We start from the raw sequence: 18,232 nt of genomic DNA, 5'->3' as shown, positions 1-18,232 counted from the left end.
TACAAGCGGGGTGCTCCCCTAAATCTAATAATCAACCGACCTGTCCAGGTGCCGGTGGGGTGTTGGTGAGAACTGTTTGCCGTTGTTTAGTAGACAACGCGTAAACGACGCTGATCCAACAGCCGGTCCGAACTCGTTTCGGTTAAAGACTGTAAGTGTGTCAGCTCGCCTGACCATTTGCCCCCTTCGCAAGTGATTAGTCCGAGTACGACTGGTGATGTGAGGGGAAGGGCCATCTTCGGATGGTCCTTTTCTTTTACCCACTTTCACAAATTTATTGAAGGAGTCTTACAATGACCCAAACTAAATACTTAACGTTCGATTGTTATGGCACACTGTTAAACGAAGATGGAACCTACGACGAGATTGCCAAGTTGGCCACCAAAATCGGGGTGGACCCGCAATTGGCCCGCCAACGGTTTATTGCCTACCAAGACGACCGCGACAACGTCCATCCCTACCTCGATTACGATCTCCTAACCCGCAACAATCTTATTCATCTCGATTATCAATTTGGCCTTAAACATCAATTTGAACGTTACTATCCCGAGGTCCTATTGGCTCATCGGGATCTGAAACCCTTCCCAGAAGTCTTAGACACCCTAAAGGCTTTACAGGCTAAGGGGTATCACCTAATCATGATGTCCAATTCTTCTTGGGACATCATCCCCTTCAACGCCGCCACCCTGCAGGTACCTTTCGACATTTGGCCGGCCGAGGACGTGCACGCCTATAAGCCCGACCTGGACTTCTTCCAAACGGTTGCCGACCATTACGGCCTGACCAGCGAAAATCACTGGCATATCGCCCAAGGTTACGACACGGATATCCTGGCTACCGATCCCCTGGGTTGGCCCACCATCTGGGTCAATCGCTCCGGTATGAAGCCAACCGCGGCCGCTCGGCCAACCCACGAGGTCTCGACACTAGACCAAGTCTTGCAATGGTTATAATCACCATAAAACGACTGATTCCCGCCGGCTCTTGCCAGTAGGAATCAGCCGTTTTTATTTTCGTTCAATCGATCGGTTCGACCCGATAACGCAAGATCGTCTTGGCTTTTTCAGGAGCCGTGCGTCGCTGATCGGTCAAATAGATTTCTCGATGCCAATAGTCACCCATGGTTGGCCGCACCCGCAGTTTGCGTTCCGTTAAGACCCGTTGCAACTCGGCAAAGGTCGTCGGTTCATCGGCAAACGGTCCGTGGTGCATGGTTTGCAGGACCAGGCCTTCCTCATAGGACTCAAACCGTAGCCGATCAAACCACGGATTGGCCTTCTTCGCCATTACCCGCTTCAGGCTGGCCTGGAAGTCCGCCGAGGTTAATCGGTCCGGCTGCCGCAGCATGATCTTATATCGCAAGGCCGCCTTATTTAAATCAGTCCCTCGTGACCCATCAGAGGTCGTCCAGACACCCTCCAAGGGATACACCACATACTCGTAGGGATCACCGAGTTCCCCCCGCTTCAGCGCCATTCTCAGGTCGTAGGCCACGGGATACAGTGCCCCAATCTGCTCGCTAAACTGCGGTTGGTTGGGGTCACCTTGTCCCTCTAACGTGATAAAGTTTAGTCGCGGTATCGTCAACAATGTCGGTTCTTTAGGCAGATACCAATCCTTTTCGGCCTTACGCCATTCGTGTTTCATGTGGTCATCCTCCAATCCCAATCCTCATTAACCATTTTAACAAAAAAATCGCCAGTCAAATTGACCGACGATTCGTTTACTTATTTTTCAACTAATGGGACCAGCATTTCACCGTGAACACCATCGGCATCCGTGCCCGTCACAAACGAGGTGTTGGGACCACCAACGTAGGCATAGTCCGTCAATTGTGGCAAAATTTCACCGAAGGCCGGCCCTTCTAAGGCGTTGTAGACCCCCATCTGATCGGCAGCCGTGCCGGTAATCACCAGATACTTACCGGCGGGAAACTCGATCAGCCGTTGACCGGCTGCGGCAGTCGTATCCACGGCCACTTGTCGGCCGGCATAGTAATGGAACTCGCCATTGATGGCTTCGTTAACGGCAAATGGATAATCATTAATCCCGGTCAACTTATCCAGGGCATGGTCGGCATTAATGGTCTGCCAGAAGTCCTGCTTCTGTTGACCCATCGTCGAGTAGTCACCTGTCAGTTGCTTGTCGATGCCCAAAACCGTAAATGCCGCCTTTGTTTCAATCGTGTAATTTGCCATGTTGTTGTCGCCTCCTTAAAATGATAAACTCAGTGTACCGTCTAATGGTTTCAAAAAATGACACTGTTAGGAGAAAAATTATGACTAAAACCGACCGGATCAACACCGTCATGCGCTACATCAATAATCGTCAATTCTTTACCATTCACGAACTGATGACCCACTTCAACGTCTCCCGCAGCACCATCATTCGGGACCTCAACACAATTCAAGAACTGGGAATGCCCCTGACCGCCACCGTTGGCCGCGATGGCGGTTACGCCGTCATGCAGAATCAACTACTACCCGCCGTGCAATTCAATAGTGAGGAGCTCAAGGCCCTTTTCGTCAGTTTTCTGGCAACGTTAAACACCCAATTGCCTTATCTACAAAATCGCAATACACTGACCGAAAAGCTGGTGGCCATTGCCTCACAGACCCAACAAGACGACCTGCTGACGCTACAAGAGCTCTTGGTCTTTAAACACACCAATCCAGCCAACACCCAACTAACCGAGCTCACCGACTTTGCCCCGGCCATGCTTAAGACCCTGCTTAACGCCTGTTTAACCAACCGTCAACTGACGATCCGGCTGGCCCAGTCGGCAAATGCAGTCTGGGTCCGTCACATCTACAATCGCCAGGACGCCTGGTACGCGGACGTTTGGGATCTGGAAAACCAGGAATTTCGTGAGATCGCAGTCACCGATATCCAGAACATCACGCCCCTTCCTCAGGACCAAACCGTGGACCCCAAGGAATTGGCGGCGACCATCAAGGCCGCTCGACCGATGACCAACATCACCATCCGCCTGGAGGCATCAGCGATTCAACAATTTCGCCAGCATCCCCATCCCACGGCTGCGCTACAGTTTCTGGATCCCTTTCAACAGACGGCCCGGCTTGAATGTACGCTGGCTGTCGACCAGCCTCAGCAACTGAACGATTTCGTCCGTTGGTTCCTCTACCTGGGCCACACGGCGCACTTGGTCCAGGCCCCCAACCCGGTTAAGATCGCGCTGCGCCAGGAGCTCACGGCCCAATTAGATCGGCTGACCTAATATCACTTGAGCACAAACGTCTGCCCCTATCCTTGAACCGTCACTAAAAAACGCTTGCGGCCAACTGGCCCCAAGCGTTTTTATTAATGACCACACTATTTATCCGACATTTCGGCTTGCTTATCATGGTGGCGAAATTCCAATTCGATCTCTTCCAATGACTTGCCCCGGGTTTCCGGCACCAGGTAATGGACGAAGAACATGGACAGAACCGCGAAGACGGCAAAGACGGCAAATGGTCCCCCAACATTGTTGTGGAAGTACGCTAGCATCACCAGGAAGAATTGGGAGACTAAGAAGTTCCCAATCCAGTTGGCCGCCGAGCCGATGGATGACCCAATCCCCCGGACACTCAGAGGGAAAATTTCACCAATGGTTACCCAGGCGATTGGTCCCCATGAGATGGCGAACCCAAAGATGTAAACCGCAATCAGAATCATGGTTGGAATGGCTGCGGCATGAATGTCCATGGTGAAATTCATCACCGCCAAGACCCCTAATGAAAGGGCCATGACAATCGAACCAAACATCAGGAAGGTCTTCCGATTGAATTTATCCATAATGAACGTCGCCAAGACCGTGACGACAAAGTTCACGATCCCAATCCCAACGGAAATCCAGATGGCACTGCCTTCGGGAAATCCAAAGCCCTTGATAAAGACTTGTGGCAGGAAGTAAATGACGGAATTAATCCCAACTAATTGTTGGAGTAACATGATCCCCACGGCCACAATCACTGCTGGCCGGGCAACCGTAAAGAGTTCTTTCAGACCGCCCTTAGGTTGGTTGGCCACCAGTTGAATCTCGGCCAACTCCTTTTCGGGATCCTCGGGACTATTCTTCCGCAACATCTTTAAGACGCTCAGCGCTTGATCGTTGTGCCCTTGTTCGGCCAAGAACCGTGGTGATTCAGGCAACAGCAGGCCACCGATTAGTAACAGCGCAGCCGGAATCAACGCCGATCCCAGCATCCAGCGCCAGTCGCGAATGCCCAACAGGTTGTGACCCAGGAAGCCCAAGTTAGAGACGTAGGCCAGCAGGATCCCCAGCGTAATCATCAGTTGGAACAGAGTTCCCAGTGACCCCCGCCGTTTGGCCGGTGCCAATTCGGCTAAGTAGGCTGGCGTTAAGGCTGAGGCGGATCCAACGGCTAAGCCCAAGATAATCCGGGCAATCACCATGGACCAGAAACCAACGGCGACCATGGATAGCGATGACCCCAGTAAAAACATAATCGCCGCCAGAATTAAGAGACGCTTACGACCATACCGATCGGCCAAGGGTCCAACGCCTAATGCCCCAACGGATGACCCAATCAAGACAGATGACGTAATGAAACCCGTTTGCGCGATATCCAAGCTAAAGTTGTGTTCGATTAATGGTGACGCCCCCGAAATAATCCCGGTATCGAAGCCGAATAACAGACCACCTAATGCCCCGAATGTGAAGATGAAAAAAGTACTTAAATGTCGATTCATGTTAATCGTCATCACCCTTCATAAATAATCAGTAAATCCACTATAGCGCTTACATGATTTTCTGTAAACGCTTTCTTATCGTGATTTTATGAGCATTTGCAACCGGTTGTTTCGGTTAAGCCTAACAATTCGTCTAGACCATTAATGGCCCCCAAACTAAAAAAAGGGCTGCCTTCGCAGGCAACTCTTTTCAGAAAACTAGACCAATTTTTGTGTACTTTTTCAAAAATAACCTCATAACTACTTTAAAAAAATTTTTAAGCGAGCGTCATTTGACCATCCATAATGGCGTAGGTCTTATCCGCAAATTCTTTAAGTCGCAGGTCATGTGTCACCACGACAATGGCCTTATGATGTTGCTTGGCCAGATCGTGAAGCAGGCGCCCAACCACCTTCACCCGGTCACTATCCAGTGCAGCCGTCGGTTCATCCGCCAGGATAATATCGGGGTTCTGATACAGGGCCCAGGCAATCGCCACCCGCTGTGTTTGGCCACCAGACAACTCGCCGGGGAATTGGTGGGTCAATCGTTCAATCCCCAACTGCATCAATAGTTCCCTGAGCGCCGCCGGGGAAAGATTCCCCTGCGGTTTCACCCGATCGACCAACGTAAACTGATCTTGCACCGTGAGATAGGGCACCAGGTTGTAGGCCTGGAGAATAAACCCAATCTTGTTCAGGCGCAAGGCATCGCGGTCCTTGCTGTTCAGCTGATGAAGATTGGCCGATTGCACCTGAACCTCCCCAGCGGTGGGCGTCTGAATGCCCCCGGCAATGGTCAGAAACGTACTCTTACCGGACCCGGACGGTCCAATCACCAGGCTGACTTCGCCCGCCGCCGCTTCGAAGTTAACATCCTTTAAAACCGTGACCTCATTGGTATCGTGTCCAAAGGTTTTCGTCACATGACTTAATATTAATGCTGGCATGATTAACCTCCAATCACGCTGACGGGGTCAACGTGTAAAATAATCCGCACCGGAATCAGCGCCCCAATCACGCCGGTCAATAGGATCCCCCCGGTGACGCCGGATAAGAGCGGCATATTAAAACTCATGGGAACCCCGGCCGGCAGTGCCAAGACCGTTGCCGCGGTCAAGGCCGCCCCAATGACTAAGCCACTCACCACCAGGATGAGGGCCTGACTAATCGTGGTACTGACCAAGACCCGGGCCGGAATCCCCTGGGCCCGCAAGACGGCATAATTCGGGAGTTTCTGCATCGTTAAGATGTAAAGGAAAACGGCGATCACGACCATCGCAATCACCATCAAAAAGGCAATCATGAAGGTAAACGTGGTGTTTTGAGCGGAATAGCCCGGTAGTTTATTGATGAATTTACTCATCGATAAAGTCGCTAACCCCGCGGTTTTAGGCTTGAACGTCGCCGAATTTGAAACCACCCCACTGGCCTTAAAGTCGGCGGTCACGTGACTCAAGGTCCGCCAGGTGCCCAGCGTCCCGTAAATAACCGGGGCAACACTCAGCTTAGCATTATGGGTAAAACCAACGATGCGGTATCGCGAACTGGTTGAATTTAACTGAACCCGATCGCCTAGATGGTACCCATTATCCCTAAAGCTGTCATCGACAAGGATCTGGTTGGCCCGCTTGGGCTTATGCCCACTGGTCACGGCCACCCGATCATAGATGAACTGATTCCGATCCACCCCCACGAACTGGGCCGAAAGCTTCGCGCGCCCTTTTTCCTTAGCCACCACGCCTGTCTGGCCAATGTAGGCCTCGTGTTTGCTTAAGGTCAACGCCTTGGTTGTTTTCGTCGTCAGCAACGACTGCGATAGACTCTCATTGGCATCATCGTTGAGCGTGATGCTACGAGCATTCCAGGATGTAATGGCCTGAGTGTTTTGCTGCGCGAGCCCATAGGCCAGACCACTCAGGACAAAGACTAAGTAACTTACCAGGACGACCATGCCCACGATTAACCCATACCGCAGCTTCTCGTGGCGAATCTCTTTGAGTGCTAAAAACATGGCATTCGCTCCTATCCCTTCAATAATTCCAGTGCCTGGCAAAACCGTTCCATGACGGCCGGCGCTGGAGCAATCATCATGGCCTTAATAGTGGCGTGACTCAGAACCATGGCCGCCCAGTCGGCACTACTCAAATCAGCGGGTGTCGGCTGTTCCGGTAACAGGCTTTCATTTTCACTATAGTGACGACGGATCAATGCCGTATACTCGTTGTCCTGGAAATGGTCAACGAACCCCGTAACGGCGGCATAATAGGCGGCGGGATCAAACTCGCCGGTTGGCGCCGCCATGCCATGATGGACGGCCTGCATCGCATGGGCGTACAACGTTTGGTAGGCATCGGTTAAATCATCGAAGTATTTGTAAAAGGCCCCGCGGGCAATTCCCGCATCCTTAACGATCCGGGCCACCTGGGCATCGGCAAGACTGTAATTAGAAAATTCATTTAAGAGGGCCGCTAGAATTCGGTCCTGTTTAGCGATTGTTAGATTTTGATAGGTTGTTGACGGCATAATGAAGCTCCTCTCAGGAATAAAAGTGACACGGTGTCACTTGAACTAAAGCGTACTTTATCACGATAGTGACACCGTGTCAACTTCAAACTGATTCGCAGGCCCCCTTAGCTAAGTCCAGGTTAAAAACGCCTATTTTCTGAAAACCCAGCCGTTTTTTCAACAATTTTCAAAATATTCCTTACGACGGTCAAAAAAACGTGGTATAGTAACCAATCGTGGGAATTTAAACGAGGAGCAACACAAATGCCTAAAAATTTCAAAGAAGAATTACTATTTACTGCTGTCATGGCTGGCCTGATGGTCTTGGTCATGGCAGGTTACAACGTTGCCTTAGCCGATGGCTTTGGTAACCACTATATCCGCGAGGTCCTGTTGGGTTATCCACTGGCCTTAGTCGTCGCTGCTATCTGCGATCTGGGGATTATCGGCCCCGGTGTGAAATACATCTTTTTCCACTTCATTGTTAATGATTATATGAAGCAGAAACAAATCCGAATTGCCTTAACCATCTCCGTCATGATGGTTGCCGGCATGGTTACCCTGATGTCACTCTTCGGGATGATCGTGACGCATAACTTCGGCAGCAACTTCTTCCTAACTTACCTGCACACTTGGATCTTCAACGTTTTCATGGCCTTGCCATTACAATTGTTGATCGTCGGGCCAATTGCCCGGAAGATCCTGGGTGCCGTTCAAGCACGGAGCGCTGTTAAGGCCGCTACCGCAGCTAAGCAATCACCAGAATCCGTTAACGAATAAACCAAAACTTCACGTCGCCGCTATCACCCAGATAGTGTTGCGGCGTTTTTTATTTGCTGGGGACCCACGCCAGTCAATAAAGTAAAGGGACTGTGACAACCGTCACAGTCCCTTTCGTGTCTTCACGATTACCTTTAGCTAGCTGTCAGAAACCTGTAAACTAGGCCATTTTCGATCCCACTGCTTAGCGGCCATGCGCTCACGAAATATCGCCATGTGGCGATCATCTTGCTGGTAGAATGGAATCGGCCGGCACCGCATCGCAAACAGGTCGTCCAGCCCATGCGGGGCGATCACCTTAAGGTCATCCCCCGCCAGATAGGCGCCCACACAGGTGGGCACCTCAACGAAGTGACCAATCGCATCCGCCACCGATGTAAAGTCCGGGGTATCGGAAAAATTGTAATGCGCCATGTAGACCTCATTCTTCACCTGCCAGCTAAACTGAGGCGCCCGTTGTCGCAACGCGGCATAAATCTTTAGATCATCACTCGCCGGCCGCTGCGGATCGAAGAACACCACGTCCACATCGCTCTGTAGGCGGACCGGTTGGCCGCTCAACACCTGCCAGACGGTATTGCGAATGCACCCGGCCGCCAAGGCGCCTTGGGCCAGGTGGGCATCCCTAATCATTTCCAAGATGCTCATTAACTCTGGCTGGGCCTGAATGATGGCCTTCAGCCGTTCCTCATTCGTCATCCGAACATTCCTCCTTGATACTACTAAATTTATTATACCGGCTTTCGTTGCCCGAAACACGGCCATTTAATTTGGTTCTGGACTACCTCTTTTGCCGCATTTGGCGTATTCTTAAGGGAGTTAATTGTCCACCAATCTTCGTAAGGAGCGACCATACATATGAAAAAATGGAAATTACGGCTGGCAGTCGGCCTCATGCTGTTACTACCAGTGGCCCTGATTAGCACCACGACCTCGGCCCAAGCGGCCAGCAAGGCGGCAACGACCGCTAAGGCCAAGCCCAAGAAACAATACCTAATCATCATGGGACATGGGGCTGGCGACCCTGGCGCCAGGGGAAATGGCACCAACGAGGCCACCTTTCTACGCAAAAACTTACTCCCCCAATTGAAGAAATACTCGAAGGAAGTCAAGAATAGCCAGATCACCTTCTACAATCCCAAACATAATATCGTCAAGGATACCCTGGTTCACCACAAGGGCTCCTACAAGATTAACAAGCATACGACGGTCATCATGTTCCATCTAGACGCGCCCAACGGCAAGGGTGGCCACGTCATCATTCATAAGAAACACCCCACGAAGCGCGACAAACGACTCGCTAAGGTCATTAAAAAATACGTGGGGCTCAACCGGGCCTATCGGGGTGGCTACAGCTTCCGTACCAACCTAAGAAACTGTAACGTCCTGCGAAAACGCGGCATTGATTACAGCCTGGTCGAGATGGGCTTCATTACCAACAAGTCCAACTACAAGCACCTCAAGAAAAACATGGCCAAGATTGCCAAGGCCGATATTGAAGCGATCACCAATGAAAAAATCAAATAATCAATTCGGGCTGTCGGCCTACCGACGGCTCTTTTTTTTTCGAAATTTTCCGAACATTGCCCGCCTTGCCGGCCCGGGAGTGGCGGCCCCGGTTTATGGAAGGCTAAGCAACTGACACCAGCCATAACCAACTTTTCTTAGCCAACTCAATCAACCTGAAAAAAATCGATGGTTTTCATTGTAAACGCTTACACACACTGCTAGAATCATTCTGATAGATATTTTTATAAACCCTGAGGGAGTGATCAGAATGCCTTATGTTTACTTAGGAGCTGCCATTTTTGGTGAATTAATCGGAACCAACTTACTTAAAGCCGCGACCGGCTTCACGCGACTTATTCCCGCCATGGGTGCCATGGTGGCCTATGGCTTGTGTTTTTACTTCCTGTCGTTAGCCATGAAGAGTATCGACCTGAATATTGCTTACGCCATTTGGGCGGGAATTGGCATTGTGATTACCACCGTCATCTCTCTCACTATCTGGCATGAGCCCATTAACCTCGCGAGTATCGTGGGGATGGGGTTAGTGGTGGTTGGCGTCGTTGTTTTAAACTTGTACGGACCTAGTCACTAGGCTGTTTCAGCTTAAGGGGGAATCTACAATGGGGACTGTTGTTATTCTTGGCGCCGGCGCTGGTTTTGGGATGGCGATTGCTCGGGCATTTGCCCAGCAGGGTGATCACCCCATCTTAGTGGCCCGCCACCCGGATTCACTGAAGAAACTCTGTGCACAACTACAGTCGGAAAACCTGTCGGCGGACTACCTGGTCGCCGATAGCACGGATGCCGTGCAAACGGCATCCATGTTCGATGATATTCAGAAACGGTGGGAACTGCCCACCACGTTGGTCTACAACGTGGCCGACACCAGCCTGGATAATCCGTTGGAGTCACGCCTTGATGAGATTAGTCACCGCTTTACCGTCAACGTGCTCGGGGCCATCAGCACCATCCGGCAATTCCTTGCATTGACGCCGGACGATACACCACGCAATATCCTGGTGACTGGCGGTGGCGCGGCCCTGCATCCCGGCCAATTGACCACCTCATTGTCGCTAACCAAGGCGGCCCTACGAAGTTACATCTTCTCACTGGCTCCGGCCGTCAAGGACCGCGGCGTCTACGTGGGCCTGATTACCATTCAAGGCATCGCCGGGACCAGTACGGAGATGGAACCTGTGAACGTGGCCCAGGCTTACACCCAAGCGGCTCGAGACCGGACTGCCACCGAAATTTTCTACCCCGGGGGCGAACCTAACGCCACCTCCGAGTTCGATCAACTACAGGCGCTGACCAGCGATCCCGAAAAACTATATGCCTTTCTAGAGGAACATGCCGGCGCGGCCGCCTTCATTCGTTCCCATCCAGGCTTTCTCAAGCGGCATTAAGATTATTAAATCCAAACGGGCCGTAACCCTTGTTACGACCCATTTTTATGGCCTTTTTTCGCTGAGTTAAGCAAGTCCCCTGACGAAGTCACCATGCAACGTCGTACCGGGGTCAACGAACGACTCACAACTTTTCAATGGCCATTGACGCGTGAGTTATTTTGCAATGTAACTCATCGCAGGTTATAACCTTTCTTGAGCAGGCGGATAAGCATGCCGTTATTTGCTCATTTGTTAACAATAGATGCTTCTGGTCACTCACATTGATTTGAAAGGCAGGTTTAGTCCTATGGCACAGAATTCCGTTTCACTTCAGCATTACCAAATGTACATCAATGGCGCGTTCAAAGATTCCACGTCTGGCAACTTGATCACCGTGATCAATCCGGCCACCGGCGCTCCCATTTCCACGGTGCCCAGTGCAACCGTGGACGAGGCCCGTGAGGCCATCGATGCGGCCTACGCCGCCCAAAAGTCTTGGAAACTCTTACCCGCCGCTACCCGGGGGCAATATCTTCACGACTGTGCAACCGAGATTCGCAAGGACCAAGACCATTTGATCGCCATGCTCCAGGAGGAACAAGGCAAGATTAAGTCCCTGGCGACCACCGAAATTCTCTTCTCGGCGGACTACTTCGACTACATGGCTAGTGCCGCCCGAACCTATGAGGGAGAAATCGTTCAGTCCGACAATGCCCACGAGAACATTCTCATCGATAAGCAACCAATCGGTGTTGCCGCCGGCATCTTACCGTGGAACTTTCCCTTCTTCCTCATCGCCCGTAAGATGGGGCCGGCCTTGGTTACTGGTAATACCATCGTGCTGAAACCCAGCACGGATACGCCTAACCTGGGACTGGAATTTGGTAAAATCTGTGATCGAGTGGGCATCCCTAAGGGGGTCGTCAATATTATCACCGGCCCTGGCGCCGTGATCGGTGACGAGCTGTCCAAGAACAAAAAAATTGGCATTATCAGCCTGACCGGGTCAGTCGACTCCGGAAAGCGCGTCATGGCAGCCGCCGCCACCCACATGGCTAAGGTATCCCTGGAACTTGGTGGCAAGGCACCGGCCATCGTCTGCAAGGACGCCGACATTGACCTGGCCGTTCAGGCCATTATCGACTCCCGCATCGATAACAACGGCCAACTCTGCAACAATTGTGAACGCATCTACGTTCAAGCAGACGTTGCCGCTGAGTTTACCCGCAAGCTGGCCGACAAGATGGCGGCAGTGACCGTGGGCGATCCCATGGCCGATGAAGGCGTCGACATGGGGCCCCTGATTAACCAGGGCGCCCTCGATAAGGTGGCCGGCATGGTCGATCGTGCCGTAGCGGCCGGCGGCAAACTAGCCACGGGGGGTCACCGGATCAAGATTGCCAACGGCTTTTACTACGAACCAACGGTCATTACCAACGTTGCCCAGGATTCAGAGATTGTTCAATCCGAAATTTTCGGCCCGGTTCTGCCCGTCTTGACCTTCAAGACCTTGGATGACGCGATCGCCATGGCTAACGACAGCGACTTTGGCCTGACTTCATCCATCTTTACCGAAAACATCGATAACGCCATGCGCGCCGCCAACGAGCTGGAAGATGGGGAAACGTATATCAACCGCTTCAACTTTGAGGCCATGAACGGGTCGCACTCCGGCTGGAAGGAATCTGGGATCGGTGGCGACGATGGGAAACACGGGATCGAAGAGTTCCTAAATACCCACGTCATCTACCTGCAGGGTCATCCCGAAAAGGCCCAGGGCTAGTCCCGGTGAAAAGAGATCATTCCCTTTCGAACGATCTCTTTTCTTTGAATGGAACGACACAAGTGGCAATTTTAGCAAGCTTGAAAATTTTCCGTCGCTTGATAAAGGCCCTATTTATCGGGCTTACACCAGCCTTTGCGGGTTGAAACCCATCGTGAAAGCGCTTGCTTTTAAAGCTGATTGTGCAATAATGATCAGTGTATATGAAACTTAAATAATTATAAACGAGGTGCCGATTATGAAGATTCAAGCTGCAGTTGTTGATAAACAAAATGCTGATTTTGATATTCGTGATGACGTTGAATTGACCGACATGGGTCCTGACGACATTCAAGTCCACATGGTTGCCAGTGGGATCTGCCACTCCGACGAAGCCTTACGGACTGGGATTGCCACCATTGACTACCCCATCGTTTTAGGCCATGAAGGTTCCGGGATCGTTGAAAAGGTTGGGCCAGAAGTGACCCAATTCCAACCAGGCGACCACGTTGTTTTAAGCTTCTATGGCTGTGGTAACTGTAAGAGTTGCCTGAAGGGGATGCCAACCCAATGCGAAAACTACGCGGCTAACAACCTGTCCGGTGTTCGGCCAGACGGTAGCGCTCACTTCACCGAAGATGGCCACAAGGTTGCGGACATGTTCGACCAAAGTTCCTTCACTACCACCACGGTCGTTCGTGAACGCAACGCCGTTAAGGTTGATAAGGACCTCGACTTACGTAAATTAGGGCCACTGGGCTGTGGCTACGTCACGGGTTCTGGGACTGTCCTCAACACCTTAAAGCCAAAGCCTGGCGACACCATCGCCGTCTTTGGGACCGGGGCCGTTGGTTTGGCTGCCATGATGGCCGGCCGGATTTCCGGATGCACCAAGGTTATCGCCATCGATATCGTGGACTCACGGTTGGACTTGGCCAAGGACTTAGGCGCCACCGATGTCATCAACAGCAACAAGGTTGACGACGTTGTGAAGGCCGTCCAAGACTTAACCGGTGGCTTCGGGGTTAACTTCGCCGTGGATACGACTGGGGTTTCCGCCGTTATCAGTAATTCCATCGCCGCCTTAGCACAAGGCGGGACTTCTGCAGCGATTGCCGTGACGAACCAACACATCGACCTCGACACTTGGAACGACCTCTGTGTCAACGACAAGAGTGTCATCGGGGTTAACATGGGGGACTCCGTACCGCAAATCGACATTCCTCGTTTAATTGAATTCTACAAGTTAGGCATGTTCGACTTTGATAAGACTGAAAAGTTCTACAAGTTCAGTGACATCAATGCCGCAAACGCCGACTCCGTTTCCGGGAAGACCATCAAGCCAGTCTTGGTTATTGATGATAGCTACGTTCCTGGCAAATAAATATTGGATCTAAAGAGGAGCGATGACGTTGTCATCGCTCCTTTTGTCTGTAAAAGTTATCGCGTCGAACCGACGACTGGCTTTGCTAGTTTAGTAGGGTCGATCGGAAAAGTTATCGCGACCGCCGGCTGGCATGTGGGTCTGAACCTGCCAATCCTCGCGGCGTGCCAACTCCTGCCACAATGCCAATAACACATATGCTTCTGCCATTTCCCATCATCCTTCCCGATTTAATTTCAGTATGCCGCACCAATTTGGAAAAGGCGAGAACTATCGTTTTGCTGGCTTAGTCATTGAGACGACCATTGAATATCAGTGAAAACAACTATAAACTGAGGCTATCCATACAAACTGGGAGGTCAGTGACCATGATTTCGAGAACCGCTATTTTTACGTATACCGAGGATAATTTCGGTGTCACCCCCGAATTTCCGTTTAAGAAGTATCCCCGCTACGCCGCCCTTAAGAATCGCCACGGTAAGTGGTTTGGCCTCCTCATGAACGTGCCTGCCGATAAGCTGGGGTTAACCGGAACGGACGCCCTCGAGATTTTGGACGTGAAGGTCGATCCAGAATTTGGTGAATTACTGCGGGGCAAACCGGGATTCCTACCCGCTTACCATATGAACAAAGAGCATTGGCTCACCATGATTCTGAACGAAAAGACCGATGAAGCCCTACTCTTTCAATTGCTCGATGACAGTTATAATTTAGTTATCAATAGTTAATTATTAATAATAACGTGCCGGTTGAAAAAACTTTTTTCAGAATGCTGGTTGACACCCTCTTTTTCCAGGGGTACACTAGCCTCAATTCAATAAATCGTCCGAAACAAACCATTGAGGTGGAGATCAAGATTATCGTGCACGCCAAGAGAGCCGTCGTTGCTGAGAGTACGGCCGAACGCAGATAGTTAAATGGACCACCGAGGGCTTCCCCGAATCAAAGTACGGGAAGACGTGCGACATACGTCAGTTGTCAGGGGAATGTTGGTTCCCTGTGGAGAGGGGCGCGATCTCTTTTCGGGATCCGTCTAATTAAGGTGGCACCGCGGTTAAAACCGTCCTTAACACATTGGCTGTTGAGGACGGTTTTTTGTCTACACTTTTATGACTCGAGGGGGATTCACCATGTTGAAACGATGGCCAAGCTTATCTAACTTCTAACCGACAAAACTAATTTATCTGGAGGAATTTATGATGAGCTTACTAGAACATAAAAAAACATTAGCACTGTGTGGCGGAATTATTCTAATCGGTGGCATCTTTGCCGTAACCGCCCATTCAAAATCAACGAAGACTGCAACGGCCCAGGACTTAAATCTGTCGCAGACGGCGCCAATCACCAGTCTGGACACGGCTAAGGTTACCGATAGCGTCTCCAGTACCACCATAAGCCAGGTTGGCGAAGGGCTGTACCGGTTGAACGCCGATAGTCAGCCCGAGAACGCCCTGGCCACCAAAACCACGGTATCTGACCACGGCCACCAATACACCATTAACCTGCGGCACGACGGCAAATGGAGTAACGGTCAAGGCGTAACCGCCAAGGACTTCATCTACTCATGGGAACGGACGCTCGACCCTAAGTCCAAGTCCGAATTCACCTACCAATTCGCCAACATCAAAAACGCCACGGCGATTGCAGCAGGCAAGAAGGCCCCTAAGACCCTCGGCGTAAAAGCCGTTGGCAAGTATCAATTGAAGATTACCCTCAGTCAACCGGCCGATTACTTTAAGAAGATGCTGGCCAGCACGACCTATTACCCAGTGAACCAATCGGCCGTTGAAAAATACGGTAAGAAGTACGGGTCTTCGGCCAAAACGACCGTTTACAACGGGCCCTTCGTCCTCACCAACTGGAACGGTACCGGCGATAACTGGACGTTAAAGAAGAATCCTAACTACGACGAGGCCAAGTCCGTCAAGCTCAATCATATTAACTATAAGGTGATTAAGTCGACCACCACGTCGTACAACCTCTATCAATCTAAGAAATTAGACGCCGTCACTTTGGACGGCGAACAAACCACGCAAAACAAGAACAACGCTAACCTGAAGACCGTTTCGCAAGGTCGCATTGGGTTCATGCAATACAACGAAAAGAACAAGACCGCCGCTAACCGCGACCTACGGACTGCCATGTCGCTGGCCATCGACCGGCAACAGTTGGCCACCAAGGTTTTGAAGAATGGGTCCCGACCCGCCAAGACCTTTGGGATTAAAGATATGATGAAGAACCCTAAGACCGGGACTGACTTCACCAATGATGCCTACGTTAAGAACACCGTAGACTACAACCCCACTCAGGCCAAGAAACTTTACAAGCAAGCGCAACAACAACTGGGTAAGAAGGCCCTGGCCATCACGATCACCTGTGGTGATGACGATGCCAGCAAGAACCTGGCCGAATTCATTCAAAGCCAACTCAGCAGTAAGCTTGGCTTAAAGGTTAACGTTGCCGCCATGCCATTTACGGCCATGCTCAGCAAGGTTTCCTCGGGCAACTTCCAGGTTAACCTGACCAGCTGGAGCATGGACTACGCCGACCCAATTCAATCACTCCAAATCTTGGAATCCAAGAACGGGTCTAACATGGGTCACTACACCAGCAAGGCCTACGATCAGGCCCTGGCCAACTCCGAGGGTAAGGATGCGCTCAACCAGACGGCGCGGTATGCCGAACTGGTCAAAGCTGCCCAAACGGCGGCCAAGGATCAAGCCGTCACGCCACTTTACGAAGGTCGGACAGGAACGTTGGTTAACCCCAAGTTAAAGGGCGTTGTTTACAACAAGTTCAATGGGAATGCCGACTACCGGCTCGCCCACATTGCAAATTAGAAATTTTCATTAGCAGGTTAACCAACTTGCGTTATAATGGGCCTAACGAGACAAATTACACGTTTTCATCCCGCGAACAGCGCGCGAAAACCGCGGTGCTCTCAGGCCCTGAGCGTAAGGAAAGGTTCCATTGCTATGGAGAAACAAACGCCATTACGGCATGATCACTATCCCACGACTAAAGAAGAATACGAAGCTGAATTGACCGAAACGGAAACTGAATTTAAGGAACAACTGGCCGCCGTTGAGAATAAGAATAAGGGTCAAGCCCAACGATTCCTGTTGTTCGGGGCACTGACCGTTGTCGTTAACATTGCCCTCTTCTATCTTCTGAACCATATGCTGGGGATTGAATATCAATTAGCCAACTTCATCGACTGGATTCTGACCGTGCAATGTTCCTTCTGGCTGGACCGCACCTTCGTCTTCAAACACAAGTCCACCCGATACTTCAAGGAAATGACAACCTTCTACGGCACGCGGCTGATTACCTACCTGATCGAATTCATTCTCTTATGGGTGGGTATCTCCCTCTTGAAGTTCCATCCAACCATTACCAAGGTGGTTGCCCATGGGCTCGCCGTCAGCTTCAACTATTTCTTATCCATGAAGCTGGTCTTCAAGAAGCATCCCGAAACCAACGACTAATTAACCGGCGTCTAGGCTGTTGCCTAGGCGTCTTTTTTGACGAAGTTCCCCGTCCCGACTGGTTTTAGTGTATGATTGAATGAATTCATCAAGTCTAACAAAGGATTGATTCGCTCATGCCTCCCCTGTTGCTCTTTATTCTCACCAGTATTGGCGTCTTCTTCGTCACGGATACCGATGACCTCATCGTCCTCCTGTTGCTCTGGTTGACGGCAAAAACACCCGACCAACGGCGGTCAATTGTCGTGGGTCAATATCTCGGGATCTTGACACTAATGGCCATTTCTTGGGGAATCAGCTGGGGCCTCGTGACTTTAAATATCGCCCACTGGACACATCTGTTAGGTATCATTCCCTTCACGTTAGGGACCCTAGGCCTACAGAATTGGTATCGGACCCGAAAACATGACCGCACACCAACGGCCCTGCCCAAATTAATCAGTCCACCATTGGTCTGGTCGCTAACGTTAGGGAATGGCGGCGATAATCTCAGCATTTACATTCCCTTCTTCACGCACCTTAACCAGGGTCAACTCGGCATCGTCCTGATGGTCTTCATTATCATGATTGGCCTATGGCTATTCATCAGCTATCGCTTAGCCAAGTCCACCTGGGCTCGACGACTCTTTACCCGCTTCGGCGCTTGGTTGTCGCCCTTACTCCTCGTGATCGTGGGCATTGCCATTCTTGTTCAATAACATCAAAAAGGGCCTGGAGT

19 protein-coding genes are annotated in these 18,232 nt (G+C 51.0%); 12 read left to right on the top strand and 7 right to left on the bottom strand.

What is annotated here, in order from left to right:
* The first annotated feature begins 293 nt into the window (after nucleotides 1-293).
* A complete protein-coding gene (locus EKM96_RS00385; protein WP_125638258.1) occupies nucleotides 294-953 on the top strand; it encodes an HAD family hydrolase in 660 nt (219 codons plus the stop codon).
* A gap of 64 nt (nucleotides 954-1,017) precedes the next feature.
* Here EKM96_RS00385 and EKM96_RS00380 read toward each other — a convergent pair whose 3' ends face one another.
* On the bottom strand, nucleotides 1,018-1,647 hold the full coding sequence (locus tag EKM96_RS00380; protein ID WP_125638256.1) for a GyrI-like domain-containing protein: 630 nt from the start codon (nucleotides 1,645-1,647) through the stop codon (nucleotides 1,018-1,020).
* Nucleotides 1,648-1,727: 80 nt separating this feature from the next.
* Nucleotides 1,728-2,198, bottom strand: a complete 471-nt coding sequence (locus EKM96_RS00375) for an effector binding domain-containing protein (RefSeq protein ID WP_125638254.1) — start codon at nucleotides 2,196-2,198, stop codon at nucleotides 1,728-1,730.
* Between the two features lie 80 nt (nucleotides 2,199-2,278).
* Between EKM96_RS00375 and EKM96_RS00370 the strand changes: the two genes are divergently transcribed.
* Nucleotides 2,279-3,238 (top strand): helix-turn-helix transcriptional regulator, encoded by a 960-nt coding sequence (locus tag EKM96_RS00370; RefSeq protein WP_164510940.1) that lies wholly within the window; start codon nucleotides 2,279-2,281, stop codon nucleotides 3,236-3,238.
* A 95-nt stretch (nucleotides 3,239-3,333) separates the two neighbouring features.
* Here the strand turns inward: EKM96_RS00370 and EKM96_RS00365 are convergent, their stop codons facing one another.
* The 4 genes from EKM96_RS00365 to EKM96_RS00350 all read right to left on the bottom strand — a co-directional run bounded on the left by EKM96_RS00365 (nucleotide 3,334) and on the right by EKM96_RS00350 (nucleotide 7,221).
* Nucleotides 3,334-4,716, bottom strand: coding sequence for a sugar porter family MFS transporter (locus EKM96_RS00365; RefSeq protein WP_125638250.1), 1,383 nt, complete (start codon nucleotides 4,714-4,716; stop codon nucleotides 3,334-3,336).
* A 257-nt stretch (nucleotides 4,717-4,973) separates the two neighbouring features.
* Nucleotides 4,974-5,645 (bottom strand): ABC transporter ATP-binding protein, encoded by a 672-nt coding sequence (locus tag EKM96_RS00360; protein WP_125638248.1) that lies wholly within the window; start codon nucleotides 5,643-5,645, stop codon nucleotides 4,974-4,976.
* A 2-nt stretch (nucleotides 5,646-5,647) separates the two neighbouring features.
* Complete coding sequence (locus EKM96_RS00355) at nucleotides 5,648-6,709, bottom strand: ABC transporter permease (protein ID WP_125638246.1); 1,062 nt, start codon at nucleotides 6,707-6,709, stop codon at nucleotides 5,648-5,650.
* 11 nt (nucleotides 6,710-6,720) lie between these two features.
* Entirely contained in the window at nucleotides 6,721-7,221 is a 501-nt protein-coding gene (locus tag EKM96_RS00350; protein ID WP_125638244.1) for a TetR/AcrR family transcriptional regulator, read from the bottom strand.
* Between the two features lie 246 nt (nucleotides 7,222-7,467).
* On the opposite strand from EKM96_RS00350, the gene EKM96_RS00345 reads away from it, so the two are divergent.
* Nucleotides 7,468-7,983, top strand: coding sequence for a DUF2798 domain-containing protein (locus tag EKM96_RS00345; RefSeq protein WP_125638242.1), 516 nt, complete (start codon nucleotides 7,468-7,470; stop codon nucleotides 7,981-7,983).
* Between the two features lie 138 nt (nucleotides 7,984-8,121).
* On the opposite strand, the gene EKM96_RS00340 is transcribed toward EKM96_RS00345, so the two are convergent.
* On the bottom strand, nucleotides 8,122-8,682 hold the full coding sequence (locus tag EKM96_RS00340; protein WP_125638240.1) for a nucleotidyltransferase family protein: 561 nt from the start codon (nucleotides 8,680-8,682) through the stop codon (nucleotides 8,122-8,124).
* Nucleotides 8,683-8,841: 159 nt separating this feature from the next.
* Here EKM96_RS00340 and EKM96_RS00335 point away from each other — a divergent pair, with 159 nt between their 5' ends.
* The 9 genes from EKM96_RS00335 (at nucleotide 8,842) to EKM96_RS00295 (ending at nucleotide 18,212) form a co-directional block, all read left to right on the top strand.
* Nucleotides 8,842-9,510 (top strand): N-acetylmuramoyl-L-alanine amidase, encoded by a 669-nt coding sequence (locus EKM96_RS00335; protein WP_125638238.1) that lies wholly within the window; start codon nucleotides 8,842-8,844, stop codon nucleotides 9,508-9,510.
* Nucleotides 9,511-9,760: 250 nt separating this feature from the next.
* Nucleotides 9,761-10,084, top strand: coding sequence for a DMT family transporter (locus EKM96_RS00330; RefSeq protein ID WP_125638236.1), 324 nt, complete (start codon nucleotides 9,761-9,763; stop codon nucleotides 10,082-10,084).
* Nucleotides 10,085-10,112: 28 nt separating this feature from the next.
* Nucleotides 10,113-10,898 (top strand): SDR family NAD(P)-dependent oxidoreductase, encoded by a 786-nt coding sequence (locus tag EKM96_RS00325; protein WP_125638234.1) that lies wholly within the window; start codon nucleotides 10,113-10,115, stop codon nucleotides 10,896-10,898.
* Nucleotides 10,899-11,187: 289 nt separating this feature from the next.
* Entirely contained in the window at nucleotides 11,188-12,663 is a 1,476-nt protein-coding gene (aldA, locus tag EKM96_RS00320; RefSeq protein ID WP_125638232.1) for an aldehyde dehydrogenase, read from the top strand.
* Nucleotides 12,664-12,901: 238 nt separating this feature from the next.
* Entirely contained in the window at nucleotides 12,902-14,026 is a 1,125-nt protein-coding gene (locus tag EKM96_RS00315) for an NAD(P)-dependent alcohol dehydrogenase (protein ID WP_061776337.1), read from the top strand.
* A gap of 368 nt (nucleotides 14,027-14,394) precedes the next feature.
* On the top strand, nucleotides 14,395-14,754 hold the full coding sequence (locus EKM96_RS00310; RefSeq protein ID WP_125638230.1) for an MmcQ/YjbR family DNA-binding protein: 360 nt from the start codon (nucleotides 14,395-14,397) through the stop codon (nucleotides 14,752-14,754).
* Between the two features lie 471 nt (nucleotides 14,755-15,225).
* Nucleotides 15,226-16,866: a peptide ABC transporter substrate-binding protein gene (locus EKM96_RS00305; protein WP_125638228.1), complete on the top strand. Its 1,641-nt coding sequence runs from the start codon at nucleotides 15,226-15,228 to the stop codon at nucleotides 16,864-16,866.
* Between the two features lie 135 nt (nucleotides 16,867-17,001).
* Nucleotides 17,002-17,514 (top strand): GtrA family protein, encoded by a 513-nt coding sequence (locus tag EKM96_RS00300; protein WP_125638226.1) that lies wholly within the window; start codon nucleotides 17,002-17,004, stop codon nucleotides 17,512-17,514.
* A 116-nt stretch (nucleotides 17,515-17,630) separates the two neighbouring features.
* On the top strand, nucleotides 17,631-18,212 hold the full coding sequence (locus EKM96_RS00295; protein WP_125638224.1) for a cadmium resistance transporter: 582 nt from the start codon (nucleotides 17,631-17,633) through the stop codon (nucleotides 18,210-18,212).
* Nucleotides 18,213-18,232: the final 20 nt, after the last annotated feature.

The sequence above is a fragment of the Levilactobacillus tangyuanensis genome, assembly GCF_003946545.1.
GTDB lineage: Bacteria > Bacillota > Bacilli > Lactobacillales > Lactobacillaceae > Levilactobacillus > Levilactobacillus tangyuanensis.
This window is presented reverse-complemented; position numbering and strand designations above follow the sequence as displayed.